Source organism: Halomonas meridiana, assembly GCF_009846525.1.
Classification (GTDB): Bacteria; Pseudomonadota; Gammaproteobacteria; order Pseudomonadales; family Halomonadaceae; genus Vreelandella.
Genome location: NZ_CP024621.1, coordinates 3596720 through 3621107 on the forward strand (window position 1 = coordinate 3596720; position 24388 = coordinate 3621107).

Consider the following 24388-nt stretch of genomic DNA (forward strand, 5'->3'; position numbering starts at 1 on the left):
GTCCTTGTACGCTTGACTGCGCCATCCATGGCGCAGACAGTCACCCAGCCGATGCCCGCCCTACCGTCGGTTGTTCTTTATTAATCCGTTGGCTAATCGAGCGGCCCCATCACATCGCCACGGAAGCCGTAGATTTCCCGCTTGCCGACAAACGGAATCAGCGTGACTTCGCGGGTTTGGCCGGGTTCGAAGCGGATGGCGGTTCCGGCGGCGACGTCCAGGCGGTAGCCACGGGTTTTATCGCGGTCAAACACCAGCGCGGGGTTGGCTTCAGCAAAGTGGTAGTGGGAGCCAAGCTGAATGGGCCGGTCGCCGGTGTTAGCCACCTCCACGGTGATACGCTCGCGACCCGCGCACAGCTCGATATCACCCTCTTGTAACTGATACTGTCCTGGAATCATGGCGCTCTCCTAATGGTGGATGATTAGTTGATCGGCGTGTGAACGGTGACCAGCTTGGTGCCATCGGGGAAGGTGGCTTCCACCTGTACTTCATCGACCATCTCCGCCACGCCTTCCATCACGTCGTCTCGGGTGAGGATTTCGCGGCCGTAGCTCATTAAATCCGCTACGCTGCGGCCATCTCGCGCGCCTTCCATAATCTCAAAGCTGATCAGCGCTACCGCTTCGGGGTAGTTCAGTTTTAAACCACGCGCTTTGCGGCGCTCGGCAAGCTGGGCGGCGGTAAACAGCATCAGCTTGTCTTTGTCTCGTGGGGTCAGTTCCATGGAGTGTCTCCAGCGTTATCAGCGTGTTGCTCATTAGGTTAGCCAAATGCGCGGCGTGTGCGCTTCGCGCTCGATCCAGCGCGGCCGAAGCAGGTGCCAGGCCTGTTCACACAGCGCCCAGGCTTCGTTACGGGATGTGCCTAGATAGCGCAGCAGCAGTACGCCGTGGCGCACGGTTACCGCCCAGCGGGGGTTATCCGGCAGCGCTTCGCGCAGTGCTTCAATGGCCGCAGCGGCATCGTCAATGCCTACCGCCCAGAGCGTGGCCTGCACCGTTGCGCCGCCCTGCCCCCAGCGGCCCGCAAAGCGTGGGTGCGCAGGGTCTAGCGGCTGGCGTTCAAGCCACAGCGGTTTGCCATCTAGGGTTAAGCGAAAGTGCTGTTCAATACGCCCAGAGACATAGGGCAGGTCGCTTGCTGGGCGGCCGAGCGCCATCACTTCCCAGCCTAGGCAGCGAGCATTGCCCTGCAGCGCAATATGGGTGCGTTGAGTGCCCTTTGAACCATTAAACGCGATGGTTTCCTGGGGCAGCCACTCTAAGGTGCCACCCTCCTCTACCGTCAGCTCGGTGTGCTGTGTCCAGGCCACGCCTTGGCTGTCGGCTTTGTAGAGCTTATTGGCGGCGGGTGTGGTGAGCAGCGCATGGGCTCCGCGCTCGATATGAGCACGGATGGTCAGCGCATCGCCGCTCACGAGCCCGCCAGGCGGGTGCAATACGTAAACGTGGCACGCTTCCTGGCTGCCTTCTGGGTAGAAGGGGCGCTGTACCCGTAACGGCCCTTGGTGACGCGCTTGCACTAACCGAGTCACGCCATCGCGGTTGGCAAAACGCAGGGCTAGCGAGGCGGCCCAGCGGCGCTCGGCGTCAAAGCGGTGGCCGGAACCAGCAGCGGGTGGGGCGAGTTCGCTCAACATCATGGGGCGCTGTCGCTTCCTTGTGTATAAATCATTACCTTACAAATGCAAGGAGTGCGCCAAAATGGTGAAAGTGCGATTCAGGCAGCGCCAAAACGCTTTTATAGCCTGAAGCGGCTCCCTTTATGCAGTTCAACCAGGGTAAAAAGCACCATAAACGAGCAAAAACACCTTCAAACGCACCAAATAAGTGCGAATGCAGCCCCCTCTTTCGCGGCAATACACCACAGCGTTAATCGCAGGCATCGGGTACTTTGCATCGGTATGACGCTGTAAACTGCTTAGCCGTCATTCAGACAGCTCACAAAGCGTAGTTTGAGATGCGATCTTTCCGCTCAGCCAACTCTTTTTGGTATCGCACAGCGCTCTATTTAGCGTTCGTGGCGATCTACCTGCTCTTTGCTGGGCCGCTGTTCTCGCAATTGCAGTCTCAATGGCAGGCGTTAGACCACTCTTCAGAACATGCACACGGACATGATGCCGCGCCGCATGGCACATCGGCGGGTCCGTCATCTCATCACGATGACCCTCTGCACCACTGGTATCACCCGTGTGACTATTGCGGTATATGGCAAAAAACGCCTACCGCCCCTCACCATTTACCCGCCATTGGCAGTGTGGCCTTTATCACACGTACGCCGCTGCCAGCGGCCTTTGCCCAGCGCGCTGCTGCGGTACAAGCCTACCCCCACGCCTATCCTCGCGCTCCGCCCACGTTAAAGGTCATTTAACTCAAAGGGTTTACCTAACTGGCCAGCTAAAAACGGGCTTGGCTGGCAAATAAATATCGCGTCTTGAACGCCGTGTTAGCGCCGCTACGTGCGGACAACACGGTGCTTTGAGCGCTTGGAGCGTGTGCATGACGACAATGAGTTCCACACAGACAACGCGCAAAGCGCCGCTTGATCTGTATCGCGCCGTTTGGCGCTGGCATTTTTATGCAGGCCTATTAGTCCTGCCTTTTTTAATCGCGCTCTCGCTGACCGGGGCGCTGTATTTATTCGATGACGAGCTGGATGCGCTCATTCATTCAGATCTCAAGCGCGTGGAAGTTCAGCAAGCCACACAGCCTGCCGCCTCACTCGTGAGTTCGGCGCTGCGGGATTACCCCGGCACGGCGGTGACATACACCTCGCCCGCCACCCCGGGAAGCTCAGCGGAAGTAACCGTTAACTCACTAACTGGCGAACGGCTGGCCGTGTACGTCAATCCCTATACGGCGGAAGTGCTGGGCGCTCTGGATGACCGGGGAACGGTGATGTGGACCGTTCGCTACCTGCATAGCTTCAAGTTCTTCGGGCAAACCCCGCGCAAGCTGATTGAGATTGCTGCGGGCTGGTCGATTTTGTTGGTCGCCACCGGCATTTATCTCTGGTGGCCGCGCAACGGTAGGGGCGGCGTGGTGAGCGTGCGTGGCAAACCCAAAAGCCGAGTGTTCTGGCGCGACCTGCACGCGGTGCTGGGTATCTTTATTGGTGGGTTCGTTGTGTTTTTGGCCCTTACCGGCATGCCGTGGTCGGGCGTTTGGGGCGCACAGGTAAACGAGTGGGCCAACGGCAATAACTTTGGCTACCCGGCTGGCGTTCGGGTGGACGTACCGATGTCCAACGCCTATTTAAGCGACCAAGGCAGCACCAGTTGGTCACTGGAGCAGGCGCGCGTGCCGGAATCCATACAGCCTGCCGTGCCTGCCCCGCGCATTGGGTTGAACAACGCCGTGGCTCAGTTAGAAGCTTTGGGCCTACCACAGGGCTACAGCGTCAATCTGCCAACCACGGCCGCTGGGGTGTATACCGGTTCGATTTATCCTGATGATGTCAGTCAACAGCGGGTGATTCACCTTGATCAATATAGCGGTGAGCCGCTGCTTGATATGAGCTACGCCGACTATGGCCCGCTAGGCTGCTGGCTGGAGTTTGGGATTAACGTTCACTTGGGGCAGGAGTTTGGGCTTATCAATCAGCTCTTCCTGCTGGCGGTATGCATCGCCATCATCGTGATGTGCGTAGCCGCAGGCGTGATGTGGTGGAAGCGTCGCCCATCAGGTGCCATGGGCGTGCCGCCCTTGCCCACCGATAAACGCGTGTTTCGTGGGCTGATCGCCCTTCTCGTGATTGGCGGCGTGCTGTTTCCGCTCGTTGGGGCGTCTTTGATCGTGATGCTGATCATCGACTGGCTGATCGTGCGGCCACTTCAGGAACGCCGCCCCGCTCGCCAAGGCTAACGGGGCGGCAGGCTTGCGCAATGGGCTGACTTAGTGCGCCGCGTCACCGTGGCTGCCTTCGTGGTGGTCACCGTCTGGTGACGCCCCGACGGGTAGCACCTGAAGCTCAATTTCCATCGGCTCGGCGTGCTGGAATTCAAGCGTCACAGGGACGGGCTCACCTTCAACAATGGGTGAGCCCAATTCCATCAACATCAAGTGCAAACCGCCCGGCGCCAGCGTCACGCTCTCGCCCGCCGGTAGCTCGATGCCACCGGGCAGGGGTGCCATGCGCATCACATCGCCATCCATCTCCATAATATGAATCTCGACACGCTCGGTGAGCGGGCTGGTCGCCCCCAGCAGCATGTCATCGCCATCGCCATGATTGGTGAGGGTGACAAAGCCACCGCCCGCTCCGGCCCCCGGCGGCGTTGCACGGGTCCAGGGTTGCGCCACTTCAATAGAGGCGTGGCCTTCCATGGCATCCGAGTGGTCGCTGCCATGATGAGCCGCCATCAGCGGAGTACTCATGAACAGCAGTGCGGTTAACAGCGTAAAACGGCGCATCAACATAGTGTTCTCCGTGGGTAACATCGCCAAAACCTAGCGCTTACCGCGATATTACTCAGTGATAGCGGCAACCACCACCCGATCCACGGCTGTAAACCGGGTGTGGATAACTTAAACCGTCAAATGCTGCTTAATCAGCTCGTTAGAGAGTTCACTGATCTCGCCTTTGGCGACCGGGCGGCCGCGATCCATAATCACGAAGCGGTCGGCGTATTTACGGGCGAAGGGCAGCTTTTGCTCGACCAGCAGCACCGTTAAGCCATCCTCTTTGATCAGTTGGCGAATCACCTGGCCGATTTGGGCGACGATATTGGGCTGAATGCCCTCGCCGGGTTCATCAAGAATCAGCAGCTTAGGTTCGATCACCAGCGCGCGGCCAATGGCGAGCTGCTGCTGTTGGCCGCCGGATAAATCGCCGCCCCGGCGGTGCTTCATCTCTTTGAGCACCGGAAACAGCTCGTAGATACGCTCCGGGATTTTTTTCAGCCCGTCGCCCCGGGCGGCAAGCCCGGTGCGTAGGTTCTCCTCCACCGTGAGCAGCGGGAAGATCTGCCGCCCCTGGGGCACAAAACCGATGCCCAGTCGCGAGCGCGCTTCCACGGCTTTTTTGGTGAGCTCGACCTCACTGCCATCGCCCTGGTAGCGCAGCTGGCCGCTTTTGACCGCGACTTCGCCCATGATGGCTTTCATCAGCGTGGTTTTACCCACCCCGTTGCGGCCCATCACGCAGGTGCACTGCCCGGCGGGCACGTCTAGGTCTAAGTCCCACAGCGTATGGCTCTCGCCATAGAACTGGTTGAGCTTTTCAATCGCCAGCATCAGGCGCTCTCCTCTTCATCCGACCCTAGATACACCTCGACCACTTTGGGGTCGTTGGAGACCTGATCCATACTGCCTTCGGCCAGCACGCTACCCTGGTGCAGCACGGTTACTTTGCGCGCAATCGAGCGTACAAAGCCCATGTCGTGCTCTACCACCACCACCGACTGCTTGCCAGCAAGCCCCGTGAGCAGCTCGGCGGTGCGCTCCATCTCCTGCTCGGTCATCCCGGCCACCGGCTCATCTACCAGCAGCAGGCGCGGGCGCTGCATCAGCAGCATGCCAATCTCCAGCCACTGTTTTTGGCCGTGGGAGAGAATACCGGCGGGCTGAAAGCGCAGCGCAGTCAGGCCGATGGTTTCCAGCACGTCGTCAATGCGGTCTTTGATCTCCCCGGTCATGCGGGCAGTCAGCGTAGGGAAGATGCGCTTGTCGGCAGCCATCGCCAATTCCAGATTCTCGAATACGCTGAGCGCTTCGAACACCGTGGGCTTCTGGAACTTGCGGCCAATGCCGAGGCTGGCGATTTCTGGCTCGTTCATCTGTAGCAGGTTATGGCGGCTGCCGAACCACACGCTGCCTTCGGTGGGGCGGGTTTTGCCAGTAATGATATCCATCATGGTGGTTTTACCGGCCCCGTTGGGGCCGATAATGCAGCGCAGCTCGCCATCGTCGATGGTCAGGTTCAAATTATTGATCGCCTTGAAGCCATCAAAGCTGACGGTGACATCTTCCATATACAGAATCGGGCCGTGGCGCACGTCGACCGGCGAGGCCTCGGTGGCCATAAAATCAAACACCCGATCCCGCGCTTTTAGCGATTGTAATAGGCTCATGCGGCGGCCTCCTTGGGTGGGTGATCATCCTCTTTGCGGCGCTTGAGGTGGCCTAACAGCCCCGCTACACCTTTGGGCAGCAGCACCGTGACCAGCACGAATAGCGCGCCCAGAGCGAACAACCAGGCGTCGGGCATAATGCCGGTGAAGATGGTTTTGGCGTAGTTGACCAAAATCGCGCCGATCACCGCGCCGTACAGCGTGGCCCGGCCACCCAGCGCCACCCACAATACAATTTCAATCGAGAACAGCGGCGAGAATTCGCTGGGGTTAATAATGCCCACTTGCGGCACATAGAGCGCCCCGGCAAGGCCCGCCAGCATAGCCGAGACCACGAAGACAAACAGCTGGAAGCGCTCGACGCGGTAGCCAATAAAGCGCGTACGCGCCTCGGCATCCCGGGTCGCTACACATACCCGGCCCAGTTTGCTGGTCACGATTGCCCGGCAGAGGATATAGCCCAGCGCCAGCGCCACGCCGGTAGCAATAAACAGCCCCAAGCGCGTGGCATCGCTACGCAGGTTAAAGCCCAGCAGCTCGCGGAAGTCGGTCAGGCCGTTATTGCCGCCAAAGCCCATTTCGTTGCGGAAGAAGGCCAGCATCAAGGCAAACGTGAGCGCCTGGGTAATAATCGAGAGATACACCCCCGTTACCCGTGAGCGGAAGGCTAAAAAGCCGAACACCAGCGCCAGCAGCCCCGGTGCCAGTAGCACCATGGCAAAGGCAAACCAGGCCATATCGAAGCCGTGCCAGTACCAGGGCAGGCTGTCCCAGTTCAGGAACACCATAAAGTCTGGCAGTACCGGGTGGCCGTAGGTGCCACGATCACCGATTTGGCGCATCAGGTACATGCCCATGGCGTAGCCGCCAATGGCAAAAAACGCCCCATGGCCCAGGCTCAAGATACCCAGGTAGCCCCATACTAAATCGACCGCGACCGCGAGCAGCGCGTAGCTTAGGTACTTGCCGAACAGGTTAACGGTGTAAGCGTTCACATGCAGCGGGTGCCCCTGGGGCACCGCCAGATGCAGCACGGTGACCAGCAGCAGCGCGGCAAACAGCACGCCGAGGAAGGTCTGGGTGGCCCGCTCACCGAACGGGCGGGTGAGCCAAAACTGGCTGGATGTTGCTTGCGTCATCATGGGTTAGCCCTCCGCAGCCCGGCCCTTCTGCGGGAAGAGTCCACGCGGGCGTTTTTGAATAAACAGAATGATGAAGACCAGCACGATAATCTTGGCCAGCACCGCGCCCGCCCAGGGTTCCAGCACCTGGTTGATCACCCCCAGCGAGAGCCCTGCCACCAGCGTGCCCCACAGGTTACCCACGCCGCCGAACACCACCACCATGAACGAGTCGATGATGTAGTTCTGGCCCAGGTTGGGGCCCACGTTGGTGAGCTGGGAGAGCGCCACGCCCGCCAAGCCCGCCACGCCGGAACCCAGCGCAAACGTCATGATATCCACGCGGGTGGCGCGAATACCCATAGAGCGCGCCATGGCGCGGTTCTGGGTCACGGCACGCACTTCAAGCCCTAAGCGGGTGCGACGCATAATCAGCATCAGCGCAGCGAACACCACCAGCGCAAAACCCAGCACGAACATCCGGTTGAGGGTCAGCGAAAGCGCGTCGTTGATCACCAGCGAGCCGCTCATCCACTCCGGCGTCACCACGGTGCGGTTGAGCGGTGAAATCACCGTACGCACCAGCTGCTGTAGAATCAGGCTGATACCGAAGGTTGCCAGCAGGGTTTCCAGCGGGCGGCCTTTGAGGAACTGGATCACGCCCCGCTCAATGGCAATGCCCACCAGCGCCGCCACCATAAAGCCCGCCGGAATTGATAGAATCAGCGCCAACCCGGGCTGGCCCGGCAGCAGTTGCTGCATCATCCAGGTGGTGTAGGCGCCCAGCATCATCAGCTCGCCGTGGGCCATGTTGATCACGCCCATCACGCCAAAGGTAATCGCCAGGCCAATCGCTGCCAGCACCAGCACCGAGCCAAGGCTCAAGCCGAAGTAGAGCGTTTCCAGGCCCCGGTTAATCTTGAGCTGCTGCTCAATGCCTGCCAGCGCGGTGGCTGCTGCATCGGCAACAATCGGGTCTTCACTATTCGCGGCACGGCCTAACGCCACGCGAGCACGCGGGTGAAGGCTGCCGGTGAGCGCCTCGACACCCGCCATCTCGCCCTGCTCGGCGCGATAAATCGCCACCGCTTGGGCCAAGCGCGTGCGAACGTACTCATCTTCCGCGTCAGCAATCACCGGTTCCAGCGTATCGGCCAGCTCGCCGTCCACTTCGCCCAGCAAGCGGTCGGCGGAAGTGCGGCGGCGCTCGACGTTAGGCGAGTAGAGGTCCACCACGGCAATGGCGCTGCGCAGCTGGTTGCGCAGCGCGTTGTTGATACCGATGCGGTCCAGGTCGCGGCGGGACATTTCGCCCAGCGACTCGTTGGTCAGCGCATCGGCCACCGGCCAGTCACGGCCACGGTTCTCGAGCACCAGCACGAAGCGGCCATCGTCGATGCGCTGAAGGCGGCCATCCAGCAGCGCCTGCAGCCAGTCGCGGGCACGCTCATCATCGCTTTGCAAAATAGCGGTAATGGCTTCGCCTTTATCGCGGTAGGAGTCCACATCCAGCGCGGTTAACAGCGCGAGTGCGGCTTGGTCATCGGGGGTCGAGGAGCTGCTTTGTGCCTGCGCCGACACGGCGGTGCCGAGTAGCATCAAGCACAGCAGCCCCAAGGAAAGGAAACGCCTCATGGGGTTCTTCCTTTGGTGATCAAATGGGGGAGATAGCGTGCTCCCCTACTGCGCCATTGCGCTGGCGCAGTAAGGGACGGAAGTTACTCGGCGAGCGCTGCTTCGGCTTCTTCTGCTGCGGTGCTGCCACCACAGGAACCGTTCACAACGTTAAAGTTGCCGCACTCCATGGGCTTGCGCCAATCAGAGATCAGGTCACGGGAGCCCGGCAGGTAATCCGACCACGCATCACCGGCCACGGTAGAGGGCGTTTGCCAGACGATATCGAACTGGCCGTTATCCTGAACTTCACCAATCAGCACCGGCTTGGTGATGTGGTGGTTAGGCATCATCGCCGCGTAACCGCCGGAGAGGTTCGGTACGGTCACGCCGATAATCGCGTCTTTCACCGTATCCACATCGGTGGTGCCCGCTTTACGCACGGCTTCGGCCCACATGTTGAAGCCAATGTAGTGAGCTTCCATGGGGTCGTTGGTCACCGACATCTCGTCACCGGTGTGCTCAATCCAGGCGTCGATAAAGTCGTAGTTGGCGTCGGTATCAACGCTCATGAAATAGTTCCAGGCGGCTAGGTGGCCCACCAGCGGCGCGGTGTCGATACCAGAAAGCTCCTGCTCACCCACCGAGAAGGCGATGACCGGAATGTCGGCGGCATCAATGCCTTGGTTAGCCAGCTCGCGGTAGAACGGCACGTTGGCGTCGCCGTTAATGGTGGAGATCACGGCGGTGGGCTTGCCCTCTTCACCAAAGCGGCGAATTTCGGAGACGATGTTCTGCCAGTCCGAGTGACCAAACGGCGTGTAGTTGACCATGATGTCTTCTTCGGCCACACCGTGCTCATCTTTCAGGAACGCTTCCAAGACGCGGTTGGTGGTGCGCGGGTAGACGTAGTCGGTGCCGATCAGCGCGAAGCGCTCGATACCCACTTCGTTGATCAAATACTCAACGGCAGGAATGGCCTGCTGGTTGGGCGCGGCACCGGTGTAGAAGACGTTTTCAGACGACTCTTCGCCTTCGTACTGCACCGGGTAGAACAGCAGGCCGTTGAGCTCTTCTACCACCGGCAGCACCGCTTTACGGGAAACGGAGGTCCAGTTGCCGAAGATCACATCCACTTCTTCCTGGGCCAGCAGCTCGCGGGCGCGCTCGGCAAACAGCGGCCAGTTAGACGCGGGGTCGACCACCACGGCTTCTAGCTGACGGCCCAGCAGGCCACCGGCTTCGTTCTGCTGCTCAATAAGCATTTCCACGGTGTCTTTCAGGGTCGATTCACTGATAGCCATGGTGCCGGAGAGCGAGTGCAAAATACCAACTTTGATGGGGTCGTCGTCTTGGGCCACCGCTTGCGCGCTGGCGCCCATCACAGCGGCGGTGATCAGGGCAGTGGCGAAACGGCTAAGGGTACGTGGGTGTGTCTTGCGCTGCAGTGTGGTCACTTGAACCTCCTTGCGCCCCTTATGGTTGGGGCTCGTGTTTGGGGTACCGCGACCAAGCGTTGTCGTTATTGAGGCGACGGGGCACTTGGTGCGTCCACTCGTGGGTCGCGAGTTACAACTCGTATTCACACGTCGCCATACACACTGCAAGGGGTGCGCCAATGTGGAACAAAGGCCACGATTAAAAATACAATCAAACACTTAGCTGTGTACAAAAAATACCGCTCAGACCACTTAGCACCAAGATGACGCAACGCGGCGGCGCCCATGCACGATTGTTATGCACCACCACGACGCTTTGCACCACGGGCGAAGGTGCACCATAAAAAAAGCGCCCTCGCAGACGCGAGGGCGCTTTCGGGGTCCGCCAATAGTGTTAGTTCACAGCAGCAGCGGCTTTCGTGCGACGTTTTTTGAGCAGCGGCAGGCCAAGCGACAGCACGGCGATGACCAGGAGCGACAGCGAAATCGGCTTGTCGATAAAGGTAGTCCAGTCGCCACCGGAGATCTGCAGCGCCCGGCGCATGGACTCTTCCATGATGTTACCGAGAATCAGCGCAAGGATCAGCGGCGCAGTGGGGAAGCCAAACAGGCGCATGCCCAAGCCCAGCAGGCCAAAGCCCAGCAGTAGCAGCAGGTCAAAGACGCTGAAGCTCATGCCGTAAACGCCGATCATGCAGAAGATCAGAATCATCGACAGCAGCAGCGGGCGCGGCAGGTCGAGGATTTTAGCGATCAGCGGGATCAGCGGCAGGTTCAGTACCAGCAGGAAGATGTTGCCGATGTACATACTGGCAATCACGCCCCAGGACACATCCGGACGCTGCTCCAACATCATCGGGCCAGGCGTCACACCCATCACCAGCAGCGCGCCCAACAGGACCGCCGTGGTACCAGAGCCCGGCACACCCAGAGTTAACAACGGCACGAAAGAGCCGGTACAGGCGGCGTTGTTGGCCGCTTCCGGAGCGGCTACGCCCTTGATGTTGCCCTGACCAAAGGTGTCGCCATCTTTCGCCAGGCGCTTCTCCATGCTGTAGCCCAGAAAGGAGCCAATGGTGGCGCCCGCCCCCGGCAGTACGCCGGTAAAGAAGCCCAGTACGGAACTGCGGCTAATGGGGCCCGCAATTTTCTTCACTTCACCGCGGCTCAGCTTCAGCGAGCCAATCACGTTGCGCGGCACCTCTTTACCACCGCCACCACGCAGCAGCATGTAGAACACTTCCGCCAAGGCGAAGATACCCAGCGCCACGACCAGGAAGTCGATGCCGTCGAGCAGTTGAATCGAGTTGAAGGTAAAGCGTTCGGTGCCGGTTTGCGTGTCGATCCCCACAATCGAGATCATCACTCCAATAACCGCCGCAATCAGGCCTTTCACCAGCGACTTATCTGACAACGACACCACCGCCGTCAGGCCCAGTACCATCAGTGCAAAGTACTCTGCGGGGCCAAAGCTCACCGCCACCTTGGAGAGCAGCGGGGCCACCAGCATCAAAAAGACCACCGAGACCGTACCGCCAATGAAGGAGGCGTAGGCGGCAATGGCCAGCGCCTTACCCGCCATGCCCTGCTTGGCCATCGGGTAACCATCGAAGGAGGTCGCTACCGTGCCCGCCACGCCGGGGGCGTTGAGCAGAATGGACGACGTCGAGCCGCCGAAGATAGCGCCATAATAGACCCCGGCCATCAGAATCAACCCAGAGGAGGGCTCCATGGCAAAGGTGATTGGAATCATCAGGGCCAGCGCGCTGATCGGCCCCAGGCCGGGCAGCATGCCGATAATAGTACCCGCAAACACACCGGCGAATACGTAGGCGATATTGATTGGCTCAAGCGCGATGCCAAAGCCGTACATCAGATTGTTTAAGGCATCCATGGGAGTGTCTCTCGTTAAAACCCGCTATAGGTGCATCCGCACGCCATGCTTAGAACGGCAGTACGCCGGTGGGTAGGTAAACATCCATTACCCGCGTCATGGTCAGGTAAAGGGCCAGTACCACACCCAGCGATACCGCTAGGTTGACGCCATGGCGGCGATAGCCGTAATAGGCGGTTAAACCCACGCTTAGTAGCGTGGAGGCCAGTACAAAACCCAGCGGCACCAGCAGGAACGCATAGGCGGCAATGGCCAGCGCGGTCACGATGACACGCGCCCAGGGAGTGAACAGCAGCGGTCCGTTAGTGGCCTCATGGTCGATTTCATCAGCCCCAGCAATGGCGCTCGGCTTTTCAAAAAACAGCAGCGCGGCCAGTAGCAGCAGCGACACACCCAGCACTTTGGGGAAGAGGTCTGAATCCACCGGGCGCGGCAGAGGAAACGTTGGAATTTGCCAGGCCATGGCCAGATAAGCAGCCGCTACCAGTGCTAGTACGAGCGCTAGCCACTGGTTAACATTTAATCGAGTCATTGGAATTTCTCCGAAGATGCCAACGCAGTTGCGTTAGCCCTCGCGGTAACAGATAGAAGCATCCGGCGGCGCAGAGCCGCCGGCGTATCTCTAACGGGCGCTGGCGCTTACTGGCGCAGCAGGCCCAGGTCGGTCAGCACGCTGCTGAACTGCTCTTGCTGCTCATCCAGGAAGGTGCCGAACGCGTCGCTATCCTGGTAGGCATCAATCCAGCCCAGCTGGTCGCTGGCTTCGCGCCATGCGTCGGTTTCGAGCATTTCAGCGAACAGCGTCTCGTAGTACTCGACCGCTTCTTCCGGCATATCCGGCGCACCCATCACGCCACGCCAAATATCGAAGGTGTAATCGAAGCCCTGCTCTTGGTAGGTGGGCACGTCGGCCAAGCCGCCGCCCAGACGCTCTTCAGAAGAGACGCCCAATGCGCGCAGCTGGCTGCCTTCGCCCAGTTGGCCCACGGCTTCACCGGCTCCGCCGATCACCGCTTCAATGTGGCCGCCCATCAGGTTGGTCATGGCATCGCCGCCGCCGGAGAACGGAATGTAGTTCACCGCAGAGGCTTCCATTCCCGCCGCCGAGGCCAAGCCTGCCACCGAGATATGATCCATGGAGCCCGGCGCACTGCCGCCGCCCACACTCAGGCCGGGGTTGGCTTTGAGCGCTTCGAACAGATCTTCCAGGTCTTGGTACTCGGAATCCGCCGCGACCAGGATGATGGAGTAGTCGGTGTTGATCCGCGCAATTGGCGTGAAATCGGTATGGTCATAGCGCGAAGCGCCTGCCAGCGGCACCAGAATCATCGGCGGGCTGGTGGCAAACAGTTTATGGGGGTTGCCGCTATCACGGGCGACCTGGGCCCACGCCACTGCACCGCCGCCGCCGGGTACGTTGATGGCGGCAAAGCTTTCGTCTGCCAGGGACTCCTGCTGAATCACGCGGGACATGGTACGCACCAACGTATCCCAACCGCCACCGGGGTTCGCCGGGGCGATGAACTCGATGGAGCGGCTTGGTGTCCACTCTTGCGCTTGAGCAGAGGTCGTCATGGCCAGGGCGGCCATCGGCAGGGCAAGCACGGCGATGCGCTTCAAGGAAAGCGTAGTCATTGGCGTTCTCCACATTATTGTTCAGGCGTTATTATTCATACGGTGTTTTGGTGGGCGCGGCTTGTTGTGTGCGCCGAGTCATGAACCAAAAGCACGGCTAATCTGCATCACGCTTCGCGCGCGGTGATCAGCTTTGTGTGGTTACGCCGTGAACGTTAGAAGAGTGCCACCCCCATCGACAAGCTTGTGACCATTAACGACAAATTGTTCTTTTTGTGCGTTTTGTTCATTTTGTTCACACAGCGGCGCTCACAACGTTTCCAACCACCCTTTGGCGGCGCTCAACAACCGATAACGCCGCTCGGGGCGGCCCACATCGCCATACCCGAGTTCAGCGCTCAACGCTTGTTCCGCCACCAAAAACTCCAGGTAGCGTCGTGCGGTCGAGCGGCTGGCGCCCATGGTGCGAGCCACCTGCATCGCGGTAAGCGACTCGGATTCGGCGGCCAGCGCATCCACGACCCGGCGCAGCGTCAAGCGGTCGATGCCCTTGGGCAGCGTGCGGCTACCCGCGCGTGCGGGCTCGCTAGGCGTCACTCTTGCCAGCACGTGATCCAACTCGTCTTGGCTCATTTCAGCGCGGTTCGCCAGCGCTTCACGCTCGCGGCGAAAGCGGGTCAGCATCTGATTCATGCGGGCCGCTTCTATGGGTTTGATCAGATAGTCGAACACCCCGCCACGCAGCGCCTCACTAATGGTCTCCACCTCTTTGGCAGCGGTGACCATCACGATATCCACATGCACATAGTCGCGGCGAATGGCCCACAGGAGCTCAAGTCCTTCAACATCCGGCAGGTAGGCATCCAGCAAAATCAGTTGAATCTCTGCAGCGTGCAGAGCCATCAGCGCTTTGGCTTCGCTGCCGTTGCGTGCCATGCCCACCACGTAAAAGCCCTCGCTCTGCTCGATAAAGGCGCGGTGGATATCGGCGATGCGAAAATCGTCTTCGACGACCAAAATGCCGTATTGCGTCGCAGACATGCGGTGTCCTCTTATTATCGTCGTGTGCTCTTCACTCGTTATGAGGTCGGGGGCTGAGTGGCGGGATCGGCGCATAGTGAGCGGTCCAGCACGGCCGTAAAACACGCGCCCCCCAGCTCGCTCTCTTCCAGCGTTATCGCGCCCCCGTGCTGGCGGCAAAGCCTATCCACCAGGGCAAGCCCGATGCCCCGGTGTTTTCCAGTCTTGGTGGAAAACCCGTCGGCAAAAATCGATTCGGCATGCTCAGCGGGCACCCCAGCGCCGTTATCTTCTACTTCGATGAGCAGCTGCTCGCCCAGGTCGGTGAAAAACAGCCGCACCTGGGGCTGGTCACCGTGGGGGCCGTTGAGCGCGGCGTGGCAGGCGTTATCCAGCAGGTTGCCCACCACGCTCATCATCACCTCTTGGCCGGTAGGCGTCAGTGGGCAGGAGAGCGAGCTCTGCTCGTCGATCTCCAGGGCAACGCCCAGCTCGCGGGCGCGGGTGAGTTTGCCCAGCAGCGTGCCGCTCAGGACTGCATCCGCCACGTGGCGCATCAAAAAGCTCATTTGCGCCTGGGCGCGTTCGGTTTCCTGATGAATCAGCGCCAATGCTTCGTCGATGCGCTGGAGCTGCAACAGCCCTGAAATGGTGTAGAGCTTGTTAGAGAACTCGTGGGCCTGGGCGCGCAGCATATCCACATCGCGGCTGGCCTGGGTAAGCGCTTGGGAGAGGTCGATGATCTCCCGGCGGCTGCGGAAGGTGGCCACGGCCCCCTCTATCTCGCCTTCATGGAGAATCGGCACCCGGTTGACCACCACCGGGTGATCCCCCAGCCACATCTCTTGATCGAACTCCTGCTCGCCGTGCTTCAAGACTTCCAGCAGCCGCGAGTTGGGCACCACCTCGCGGATCGGCTGCCCCAGCAGCACGTGCTCATCCGGCAGCTCTAAAAAGCGCCGCGCCTGCTGGTTCACCAAGGTGACATGACCATCCCGATTCACGGCGAGAATGCCTTCGTGAATCGACTGCAGAATGGCCTCCTTCTCCATCGCCAAGCGGGCAATTTCGTAAGGCTCTAAGCCTAGGATGATCTTTTTAAGGTGCTGCGATAGCCAGTAAGCGCCCGCAAACCCCAGCACAATCATGAGCGCCACCAGCGCCCAGCCGAGACTGGTGTAGCGGGCCACATCCATATCGACGCGGTCGAGCATAAAGCCCACCGAAACCACCCCGATAATGTTGCCCTCCTCATCCCATATCGGCGTTTTACCGCGCATGGCGGTGCCCAGCGTGCCGGTGGCTTCAGAGACATAGGACTGTCCATAGATCAGCGCTTGGTCATTATCGCCGCCCACCATGGGCTGACCAATGCGCTCGGGCACGGGGTGGGAGTAGCGAATCGATTGGGCATTGCCCACCACCACGTAGCGTGCGCCAGTTTCCTGGCGTACTCGCTCGGCTAGCGGCTGAATGATGGCAGAGGGGTCAGCAGTGGCAAAAGCGTTTACAATCTGCGGCATCCCGGCCACGGTTTTGGCCACGGCCAGCGCCCGCTCGCCCATTTGGTGAGTGATGATCTCGGCTTTGCGGTGGTTGAGATAGGTGCCCTGAGCCAGCAGCATGCCCGCCAGCAGTAGCCCCACCAGTAGCATGACTTGCAGGCGGAAGCTGCGCTTGTACCAGCGGCGCTTGGCACGGGTACGGCGCCAGCGCTGTAATTCGGCCAGTGTTCTAGGGCGAGGGGCGGTCATAACGGAACTCACTCTGCGCGACTGCGTCATTATGGCACGCAGCGCCTAATGGCCGTTAGTCGTTGCGCTGCCACCTCGCTGTGCTTTGATAACAGCCCCTTACCGATCCTACGCTCAAGGAGGAGTGTCGTGCGACACCTATTACGTTCTCTAGTTTTCAGCGGTATGGCATTGTGGGCCACAGGGGCCGTGGCCTATCCGTTCTATGCCCCACCACCGCCTAAAGAGGACACGCCCGTGTTCAGCGGCGACGCGGAGCTGGGCTTTACCCACCTGTCAGGCAACACCGATAGCCAAACCCTGATCGGCAAAACGCGCCTGACTTGGCTCACGGGGCAATTGACTCATTCGCTACGGGGAGAAGTGCGCAACGTCAGCAAGGAGGGTGAGACCAGCGCGGAGCAGTACTTATTGGCCGGTCGGGAGCGCTATGACTTTAGCGGGCCACACTATCTCTTCGGCTTTGCCCGCTGGGAGAAGGACCGCTTTGCCGGTTACGACCAGCAGCTCTCGGTGATCGGTGGCTATGGGCGGCAGCTGCTGGAAAATAAGCAACATGCGCTCTCATTGGAAGCGGGGCCGGGTTATCGCAATGATCGCCTGCGAGACGAAGACAATCAGCAGCTGCCCGTGGCCTATACCGCTCTGGACTATCGCTACCGGTTTTCCGAGTACGCAGATATTTCCCAAGAGATGTCGGTGGAGTACACGGATGAAAATACCACTGCCCGCTCGCTGACGGCGTTGACTGCCCGGCTCAATGCCAAGCTGTCGCTGCGCCTCTCTTATGAAGTGAAGCACAACTCCCAACCTCCGGAAGACGCCACCGAGCGCACCGACACCACCACCAGCGCCTCGCTGCTGTATAGCTGGTAAGCGCGGTGGACGCTAGCGGTGTTGCCCCCGGTGGGCCCACCCGGTCATGCGTTTTTCTAGCAGTGCGAACAGCTCGTACATCACCATGGCCATGGCGCTAATCACCAGTAACCCGGCGAATACCAAGCCCATGCGCATCTGCGAGCCTGCGCTCATCATCAGATAACCAATGCCTTGATTGGAGGCCACGGTTTCCGATACCACGGTGCCTACGAACGCTAGGGTGATGGCAATTTTGAGCGAGGCAAAAAAGTACGGCAGCGAGCGAGGCAGGCCTACCTTGAGCAGCACATCGATACGCCGCGCACCCAACACGCGCAGCACGTCCTCCATCTCGGGCTCCAGCGTCGCTAGCCCCGTGGCCACATTCACCACGATGGGAAAAAAGCAGATCAAAAACGCGGTGAGGATGGCGGGCACTGAGCCGATCCCAAACCAGACCACCAGAATGGGCACAAAAGCGACTTTCGGGATGGCGTTAAACCCCACTAATAGCGGGTAGCAGGCGTTATAGAGAAAGCGCGACGAGCCGACGATAAAGCCCAGTACCAGCCCCACCACGACGCCCAAGCCAAAACCGATCAGCGTGGTCCAAAACGTTTGCCAGGAGTGCATGGCAATCGGCCCTGAATACGTCACCAGCGCCTGTAGGGTGTCTAACGCGCTTGGGAAGATAAAGCTGGGTACGTTGAAGAGCCTCACCGAGGCTTCCCACACGACCACCAGGACAGCCACGGCGATCCAGGGCGCTAGCCGTTCAATCAGCTTGCTGTTATGGGTCATATTCATGTCCGTTAAGTACTGCGCACTTCGCCAATCTGGGCGCGTAGTTCCTGCACCAGATCGATAAAAGGCTTTTCGTAGGTGGTTTCCAGCGCCCGAGGCCGGGGCAGCTCAATGGTGCGGCGCTCGATCACGCGACCAGGGCGGCGGCTCATCACGTAGACCGTATCGGCCAGGAACGCGGCTTCACGCAGGTCGTGGGTTACCAGCACCACGGTAAACCGCTGGGCTTCCCATAAATCCCGCAGCACGCACCAAAGCTCTTCGCGGGTGAAGGCATCCAGCGCGCCAAAGGGCTCATCCAACATTAGCAGGCGCGGCCGATGAATCAGTGCGCGGCAAATCGAGGCCCGCTGCTGCATACCACCCGAGAGCTGCCAGGGGTATTTATCTTCGTGCTCGGCCAAGCCCACCGTGGCAAGCAAATCCCGCGCCCAGCCCACAAACTCCTCCCGGCGCTGGCGGAACTGCTTTCGGTAGGGCTCGACGATTTCCAGCGGCAGCAGCACGTTATCCAGGGTGGTGCGCCAGGGCAGCAGGTTGGCGTTCTGAAACGCCATACCGGAGATTTTTAGCGGTCCGGTCACAGGTGCATCATCCACGCGCACGCTGCCCTGGGTCGGCGCGTGCAGCCCAGTGCACAGCTTCATAAAGGTGGATTTACCGCACCCGGAAGGCCCCACGAAGGCGACAAACTCGCCTTCGTGGATATCGAGATTAATATCCTCAATGGCATTGCCGGTGCCGTCGTAGGCCAGGCTTACGTCATCAAAGCGGACAAACGCTGCCGACATTACTCGGCCTCCGGCAGCAGCCTGCGCTCTTCTACCGGCGGTAGGTAGCGGGAATCAAACACTTGGTCGGGCGACGGCAGCGTGGGCAGTTCATAGGCATCCGCCACCAGTTGAATCGCCTGCATTAACCGCTCGTCATCCACGCCGCCCACGCCAAACTCGCGGGCATCGGGGGTATCCACCACGCTCTCCAGCGCCAGCTTCAAACGGCGGGTTTCCATCTCCACATCAATCAAGCCATCGCGGTTTTTTACGTACTCGATGGCGGCTTCCGGGTCGTCCAGCGTCTCACCCAGTGCGCGGTTAAAGGCGCGTAAGAATCCCTGAACCGCTTCGGGATTGGCTTCCGCGAAGGCTTCGCTAGCCAAAATCGCGTTGCCGTAGAGCGGCACGCCATAATCCGGGAACGGCATGATGGTCAGGTCATCTTCACTCATCCCGCGCTCTTCTAGGTTTAGCAGGCTGGTGAAGTAGAACCCGGTGATGGCATCCACGTCGCCACGGGTCAGCAGCGTCTCACGCAGCGTAGGGTCGACGTTCTGCCACTCCACCGCATCGGCTTCCAGGCCGTTGGCCGCGGCGAAGATGCCCCAAGCGCGATAGCCGGTATCGAAGGCCGGGGCGGCAATGGTTTTACCTGCTAGGTCAGCGGGGCTTTCGATCCCGCTCTCTTTACGGGCAAATACCGCCGCAGGCGTACCGTCATAGACGATATAAACGCCCTGAATACCGGGGCCTTCGGGGTTTTCCGCCAGGAATTCGACCAGCGCGTTCATGTCGCCAAAGCCCATCTCATACGCCCCGGAGGCGACCCGGTTCACCGCCCCCGCCGAGCCACTGCCGGAATCAATCTGCACATCCAAGCCCTCTTCAGCGAAGTAGCCTTTCTCAGCCGCCATCAAGAAGGGGGCGGCGGGGCCTTCGAAACGCCAGTCGAGCTGGAAACGGATGGGCGTCATGTCTGCCAGTGCGCTCATCGGCAGTAGCGACAGTGCCGCGCCGCCGAGCACGCTAGAGAGAAAAGTGGGTGTGGCAAAGCCGGGGCGTTGTGTCATAGCGTAAGGCACCTTGTATACAATGATTGCCCTGGCCGTTGCAGCAATGTTGCCATTTTTTGTTTTTTACAATTTATTCATGACGTTATACGCCTTCCATTAGCAGATAACACGCATCAAACGTCCAACATGGTGCGATCAATCCGCAGCGTGCACCATTTTCAAACATTTCTCACCAGATCGTTAGACTTTGGTCTAATCCGACGGTATACTGTGTTCAGTTTCCTGTCCTCGCGCCATTCATTGAATGGCGCTTTTTTTTGTTCTGAAAACGGGCCTGGACGACTAGCGTCTCGCTTAGCGCTCTTGCGCCGTTAAGTCGGCTCACGCTTTGGTTTGTTAAGCTAACGTATTCCCCGCTCTTTCCTGCCAACTCCCATTCATAGGTGTTCGACATGAACCAACCTCCCCAACATGCCGAGGGACCCTCGCGGTTTTCCCTCGGTGATCCTATTGTGCTGGTGCTCAGCATCGGCTTCATCGTGGCGTTCCTCGGGCTCTCGTTTTACGACATCGACCGGGTCGCCAGCTCTATCAGCGCAGGCTTTGCCTGGACGGCGCTGGTGCTGGGCAGCTATTTTCAGCTGCTGCTTCTACTGACGTTTTTCATTGCGATTGGCGTGGCGTTAACGCCGGCAGCGAAAGCCAAAATCGGCAATCTCGATGCACCAGAAATGAGCACCTTTAAGTGGCTCTCGATCATTCTGTGTACGCTGTTAGCCGGTGGCGGGGTGTTTTTTGCCGCGGGCGAGCCGGTGTACCACTTCGTGGTCACCCCACCCGCCTTTGATACCGAGGCGGGCACCGCTGAAGCGGTCTCCGGCGCGCTGGCGCAGTCGTTCATGCACTGGGGCTTTATGGCTTGGGCAGTGCTGGGATCGCTCACCGCCGTGGTGCTGGCCCACGCCCACTACGTGAAAGGCCAACCGCTGCAGCCGCGCACGCTGCTCTACCCGATTTTTGGGGAACGCCTGATGCGTGGCCCGCTGGGCAGCTTAGTGGATGCCTGCTGTGTGATTGCCTTAGTGGCGGGCACGGTAGGCCCTATCGGCTTTTTGGCCACGCAGGTGAGTTTTGGCCTGCATGAGCTGTTTGGCCTGCCGGAAGGCTACACGGGCCAGCTCATCATCCTGGCCGTGTTAGGGGCCATCTATGTGCTCTCTTCCATGAGCGGGGTGCATAAAGGCATCCAACTGCTGAGCCGCTTCAACGTGCTGCTGGCCTTAGCCATTGGCGCCATCATTGTGGTGTTTGGCCCCACGCTGTTTTTGGTGAACACCTACGTTTCCAGCATGGGCGCGTATGTCAGCGAGTTTTTCACCATGGCCACCATGACCGCAGAAACCGCCCCAGCGTGGTGGATGCAGTGGTGGACGGTGTTCTTCTTCGCTTGGTTTATCGGCTATGCACCGCTGATGGCGATTTTCGTGGCGCGCATTTCACGGGGCCGCAGCATTCGTGAAATGATTCTGGCGGTGGCCGTACTCGCTCCGATTGCCACCACCGTGTGGTTTACGCTACTGGGCGGTTCCGGCATTTACTACCAGTTGACGGGTGTGATCGATCTGACCGAAGCGCTCAATAACTTCCAGTTCGACGTCGCGACCCTCACGGTGGCGCAAGCGCTGCCCGGTGGCACCTGGATGGCGCTGGCGATTCTGCTGCTCACCACGATTTTCGTGGCCACCACCGGCGACTCCATGAGCTACGCGATCGCCGTCGTCGGCGCAGGCCATGATGACCCCAGCCCTTACATGCGCGCTTTCTGGGGAATCGCCATGGCACTGATGGCAGCCGTGCTGTTGTACATGGGCGCAGGCCAAATTAGCGCGCTGCAGCAGTTCATCGTAATCACCGCGATCCCGGTGTCGCTGATTCTGCTGCCTTCACTATGGAACGGCCCACAGGCGGCCTACGCCATGGCGCGGGAACAGGGCATCATCGACTAACAGTGATGGGCGACGTCTAACTACAGCCCTTCCAGCAGCCTCAGAATCGTCTGCGGCTGCTGGTTCACCCGGGTCAGCATCGCGATACCCACCTGCTGAAGCAGCTGTGCGCGGATGAAGTTCGAGACTTCCTGTGCGTAGTCGGCGTCTTGAATACGCGACTGGGCTGCGGAGGTATTGATGATATTGGTGTTGAGCCCGTCGATGACGCTCTCGAAGCGGTTCTGTACCGCGCCTAAATAGCTGCGCTGGCGGTCCACCTGCTTCATGGCCTCATCCACGACATCCATCGGATTGGGCGTGGCCGAGTCGTCGTCCAGCACGCTGAAGGTATCCAACCCCAGTGCCTGACGCCCCATCGCCGAAAAGCGCACGCCAATCACATCCCCGGCGTTGGCCCCTACCTGAATATTGAGCGTTTTATCGCTCTCGATCAGCCGAATGCCGTTAAAGTTGCTCTGCTCGGCAATGCGATCGATCTCTTCCAACCGTTGGTCGATTTCTAACTGGATAGACGCCCGATCCGCTGATGAATTGGTGCCGTTGAGCGCCTGCACGCTGAGTTCGCGGATGCGCTGCAGGCTATCGTTGATCAGGTCCAACGCGCCTTCGGCGGTTTGCACCATCGAAATGCCGTCGTTGGTATTGCGAATCGCCTGGTTCATACCGCGAAGTTGTGCGCCCATGCGATTGGCAATCGCCTGACCTGCCGGGTCATCCTTGGCGCTATTAATACGCAGCCCCGACGACAGACGCTCCATGGAGGTCTGCATCGCCTGCTGGCTACTGCGTAGATGGTTCATCACCAGTAGCGACGTGATATTAGTCGCAAGGCTGATCACGGGAGTGACCTCGAAATGAGCGCGACATGCGTGGTTAGCATCATTATCGACCGATAACCACGAAACGTGAGGCCTATACCTCAATAATATCGCGCATGCGCGTACAGAGTTACGAAGCCGGGCCTGCGCTGAGCGAGCGCCCGCTGGCCGCCAGCACGTCATCGACTGGACCACGCACGTAATCATGCTGGAAGTAGCCGTCGTCCACGACGTCGCCGTCCCAGGCCACGATATCCAAGTCCATGGTTCGCGGCCCGGATTTGATCGGCCCACGCACTCGCCCCAGGCGGTGCTCGACCTCTTTCAAATAGGCTTTGAAGGCATCACGCTCTAGCGTGGTGCGCACCACCAGCGCGGCATTGAGAAAATCGGGCTGCTGCTGAAAGCCGACCGGTGCCGTGCGGACGGCTTCGGAGCGAGCCACCAGTTCGCATTCACTGCTCAATATCTCTAGCGCCTGGGCGAAGTGGTGCTCTGGTTCAATATTGGACCCCACTGAAATCACGCACTCGTGGTACCGGGTGCTAGGTGTTGCATGTGACGACGTTGTTGGCATAGCGACATCCCAGATAAAAGCCGATGATGGAGTAACGAGACAAAGACGCTGACAAGATGCTTTCCAACAGCCGCGACGTTCACCGCGCCGTCATGGTTCGACGGGCTGATGTAAAGCGCTGATGCACAGTATCGAACCGCGCTTCCACAGAGTAGACCGTTGGCCATTTTGTTCAAGCTCTGTACAAGTTATTGACAAACGCTGCGCTCACGCAGAAAGTCTGGGGTATCAACGCGCGTCATTCACAACACAGCGAGGGACTCGTCATGCCGACACCTGCGGCACTTGTTACCGGCGGCGCCACACGCCTTGGCCGCCATTTTGCGGAAGCATTGGCCGACAAGGGCTTCGATATCGCCCTGCATGTCAACAGCTCCCGAGGGGAGGCCGAAGAAGTCGCCACGGTGATTCGTGGCAAAGGAAGGGAGTGCGAGATACTTCCCTGCAACTTTCTGAGCGACTCGCTGGAGACGCTGATTCAACAGGCGAAAACACGTTTCCCCTGCTTGAACGTGCTGCTAAATAGCGCCTCGGCCTACGAACCTGCCCCCATCGCACAGACCGAGCTGGCCATGCTGGAGACCCAGTTTCGGGTCAACATGTTCACCCCGCTGCTCCTCACACGCCATTTTGCCGATGCGGTAGAGCACGGTCAGGTGATCAACATCATCGACAACAAAGTGGCCTACCACCAGTACCCGTATGCGGCGTACCTGCTTTCCAAGAAAAGTCTGGCCGACATGACCCGAATGGCCGCGCTGGAGTTTGCGCCACGCCTGCGAATCAACGGTATTGCGCCGGGTGTGGTGTTGCCGGCCTCACAACGCACGAGCGACTACATTCAGTGGCGTATCGAGGGTATTCCTGTGGATCACCAGGGTGACCCGGCCCATCTTGTACAAGCTTTGCATTACTTGCTGGATAACGCTTTCGTCGCAGGGCAGATCCTCTTCGTGGATGGCGGCGAGTCGATCAACCTGGAAGGTCGTCACTCCGAGAACTACCCTGGCCAGCGCTGACCCAACGCAATGAGGCCGCCCGAA

At 59.7% G+C, this 24388-nt stretch carries 24 protein-coding genes; 5 read left to right on the forward strand and 19 right to left on the reverse strand.

Going from position 1 to position 24388, the window contains the following annotated elements:
- Window positions 1–92: 92 nt before the first annotated feature.
- The 3 genes from CTT34_RS16955 to CTT34_RS16965 are packed head-to-tail and all read right to left on the reverse strand — an operon-like array spanning window position 93 to window position 1645.
- Window positions 93–401 carry an urease subunit beta gene (locus CTT34_RS16955; RefSeq protein ID WP_089674735.1) on the reverse strand — a complete coding sequence of 103 codons (309 nt, stop codon included), beginning with the start codon at window positions 399–401 and terminating at the stop codon, window positions 93–95.
- Between the two features lie 23 nt (window positions 402–424).
- A complete protein-coding gene (ureA, locus tag CTT34_RS16960; RefSeq protein WP_016915359.1) occupies window positions 425–727 on the reverse strand; it encodes an urease subunit gamma in 303 nt (100 codons plus the stop codon).
- Between the two features lie 33 nt (window positions 728–760).
- Window positions 761–1645: an urease accessory protein UreD gene (locus tag CTT34_RS16965; protein WP_159343463.1), complete on the reverse strand. Its 885-nt coding sequence runs from the start codon at window positions 1643–1645 to the stop codon at window positions 761–763.
- Window positions 1646–1962: 317 nt separating this feature from the next.
- On the opposite strand from CTT34_RS16965, the gene CTT34_RS16970 reads away from it, so the two are divergent.
- Both CTT34_RS16970 and CTT34_RS16975 read left to right on the forward strand, forming a co-directional pair.
- Window positions 1963–2373 (forward strand): DUF2946 family protein, encoded by a 411-nt coding sequence (locus CTT34_RS16970; RefSeq protein WP_159343464.1) that lies wholly within the window; start codon window positions 1963–1965, stop codon window positions 2371–2373.
- 128 nt (window positions 2374–2501) lie between these two features.
- Window positions 2502–3866 carry a PepSY-associated TM helix domain-containing protein gene (locus tag CTT34_RS16975; protein WP_159343465.1) on the forward strand — a complete coding sequence of 455 codons (1365 nt, stop codon included), beginning with the start codon at window positions 2502–2504 and terminating at the stop codon, window positions 3864–3866.
- Between the two features lie 30 nt (window positions 3867–3896).
- Here the strand turns inward: CTT34_RS16975 and CTT34_RS16980 are convergent, their stop codons facing one another.
- The 11 genes from CTT34_RS16980 to CTT34_RS17030 form a co-directional block, all read right to left on the reverse strand.
- A complete protein-coding gene (locus CTT34_RS16980) occupies window positions 3897–4421 on the reverse strand; it encodes a copper chaperone PCu(A)C (protein WP_159343466.1) in 525 nt (174 codons plus the stop codon).
- A gap of 108 nt (window positions 4422–4529) precedes the next feature.
- Window positions 4530–5237: an urea ABC transporter ATP-binding subunit UrtE gene (urtE, locus tag CTT34_RS16985; protein WP_074211302.1), complete on the reverse strand. Its 708-nt coding sequence runs from the start codon at window positions 5235–5237 to the stop codon at window positions 4530–4532.
- Window positions 5237–6073, reverse strand: coding sequence for an urea ABC transporter ATP-binding protein UrtD (urtD, locus tag CTT34_RS16990; RefSeq protein WP_159343467.1), 837 nt, complete (start codon window positions 6071–6073; stop codon window positions 5237–5239). The genes urtE and urtD overlap by 1 nt, the downstream gene beginning before the upstream one ends.
- Window positions 6070–7215: an urea ABC transporter permease subunit UrtC gene (gene urtC / locus CTT34_RS16995; RefSeq protein ID WP_062359185.1), complete on the reverse strand. Its 1146-nt coding sequence runs from the start codon at window positions 7213–7215 to the stop codon at window positions 6070–6072. The genes urtD and urtC overlap by 4 nt, the downstream gene beginning before the upstream one ends.
- A gap of 3 nt (window positions 7216–7218) precedes the next feature.
- Window positions 7219–8829 (reverse strand): urea ABC transporter permease subunit UrtB, encoded by a 1611-nt coding sequence (gene urtB, locus CTT34_RS17000; RefSeq protein WP_159343468.1) that lies wholly within the window; start codon window positions 8827–8829, stop codon window positions 7219–7221.
- A gap of 83 nt (window positions 8830–8912) precedes the next feature.
- Window positions 8913–10265 (reverse strand): urea ABC transporter substrate-binding protein, encoded by a 1353-nt coding sequence (gene urtA / locus CTT34_RS17005; RefSeq protein WP_159343469.1) that lies wholly within the window; start codon window positions 10263–10265, stop codon window positions 8913–8915.
- Window positions 10266–10641: 376 nt separating this feature from the next.
- On the reverse strand, window positions 10642–12141 hold the full coding sequence (locus CTT34_RS17010) for a tripartite tricarboxylate transporter permease (RefSeq protein WP_159343470.1): 1500 nt from the start codon (window positions 12139–12141) through the stop codon (window positions 10642–10644).
- Window positions 12142–12190: 49 nt separating this feature from the next.
- Window positions 12191–12673 carry a tripartite tricarboxylate transporter TctB family protein gene (locus tag CTT34_RS17015; protein WP_159343471.1) on the reverse strand — a complete coding sequence of 161 codons (483 nt, stop codon included), beginning with the start codon at window positions 12671–12673 and terminating at the stop codon, window positions 12191–12193.
- Window positions 12674–12780: 107 nt separating this feature from the next.
- Window positions 12781–13776 (reverse strand): Bug family tripartite tricarboxylate transporter substrate binding protein, encoded by a 996-nt coding sequence (locus tag CTT34_RS17020; protein WP_159343472.1) that lies wholly within the window; start codon window positions 13774–13776, stop codon window positions 12781–12783.
- A 249-nt stretch (window positions 13777–14025) separates the two neighbouring features.
- Window positions 14026–14757, reverse strand: coding sequence for a response regulator (locus CTT34_RS17025; RefSeq protein WP_159343473.1), 732 nt, complete (start codon window positions 14755–14757; stop codon window positions 14026–14028).
- A gap of 38 nt (window positions 14758–14795) precedes the next feature.
- Window positions 14796–16490 carry an ATP-binding protein gene (locus tag CTT34_RS17030; RefSeq protein ID WP_159343474.1) on the reverse strand — a complete coding sequence of 565 codons (1695 nt, stop codon included), beginning with the start codon at window positions 16488–16490 and terminating at the stop codon, window positions 14796–14798.
- Window positions 16491–16655: 165 nt separating this feature from the next.
- Between CTT34_RS17030 and CTT34_RS17035 the strand changes: the two genes are divergently transcribed.
- Window positions 16656–17366, forward strand: coding sequence for a DUF481 domain-containing protein (locus tag CTT34_RS17035; protein ID WP_159343853.1), 711 nt, complete (start codon window positions 16656–16658; stop codon window positions 17364–17366).
- Window positions 17367–17378: 12 nt separating this feature from the next.
- Here CTT34_RS17035 and CTT34_RS17040 read toward each other — a convergent pair whose 3' ends face one another.
- From CTT34_RS17040 to CTT34_RS17050, 3 genes are read right to left on the reverse strand one after another with little or no spacing between them, the layout of a single operon-like run.
- Window positions 17379–18149: an ABC transporter permease gene (locus tag CTT34_RS17040; protein WP_159343475.1), complete on the reverse strand. Its 771-nt coding sequence runs from the start codon at window positions 18147–18149 to the stop codon at window positions 17379–17381.
- An 11-nt stretch (window positions 18150–18160) separates the two neighbouring features.
- Window positions 18161–18943, reverse strand: coding sequence for an ABC transporter ATP-binding protein (locus CTT34_RS17045; RefSeq protein ID WP_159343476.1), 783 nt, complete (start codon window positions 18941–18943; stop codon window positions 18161–18163).
- A complete protein-coding gene (locus CTT34_RS17050; RefSeq protein WP_159343477.1) occupies window positions 18943–19998 on the reverse strand; it encodes an ABC transporter substrate-binding protein in 1056 nt (351 codons plus the stop codon). Before CTT34_RS17050 ends, CTT34_RS17045 begins: the two co-directional genes overlap by 1 nt.
- A 395-nt stretch (window positions 19999–20393) precedes the next feature.
- Between CTT34_RS17050 and CTT34_RS17055 the strand changes: the two genes are divergently transcribed.
- A complete protein-coding gene (locus tag CTT34_RS17055) occupies window positions 20394–21947 on the forward strand; it encodes a BCCT family transporter (protein WP_159343478.1) in 1554 nt (517 codons plus the stop codon).
- A 20-nt stretch (window positions 21948–21967) separates the two neighbouring features.
- On the opposite strand, the gene CTT34_RS17060 is transcribed toward CTT34_RS17055, so the two are convergent.
- A complete protein-coding gene (locus CTT34_RS17060; protein ID WP_159343479.1) occupies window positions 21968–22789 on the reverse strand; it encodes a flagellin N-terminal helical domain-containing protein in 822 nt (273 codons plus the stop codon).
- Between the two features lie 109 nt (window positions 22790–22898).
- Complete coding sequence (gene folK, locus CTT34_RS17065) at window positions 22899–23345, reverse strand: 2-amino-4-hydroxy-6-hydroxymethyldihydropteridine diphosphokinase (RefSeq protein WP_159343480.1); 447 nt, start codon at window positions 23343–23345, stop codon at window positions 22899–22901.
- Window positions 23346–23611: 266 nt separating this feature from the next.
- On the opposite strand from folK, the gene CTT34_RS17070 reads away from it, so the two are divergent.
- Window positions 23612–24364, forward strand: coding sequence for an SDR family oxidoreductase (locus CTT34_RS17070; protein WP_159343481.1), 753 nt, complete (start codon window positions 23612–23614; stop codon window positions 24362–24364).
- Window positions 24365–24388 lie beyond the last annotated feature (24 nt).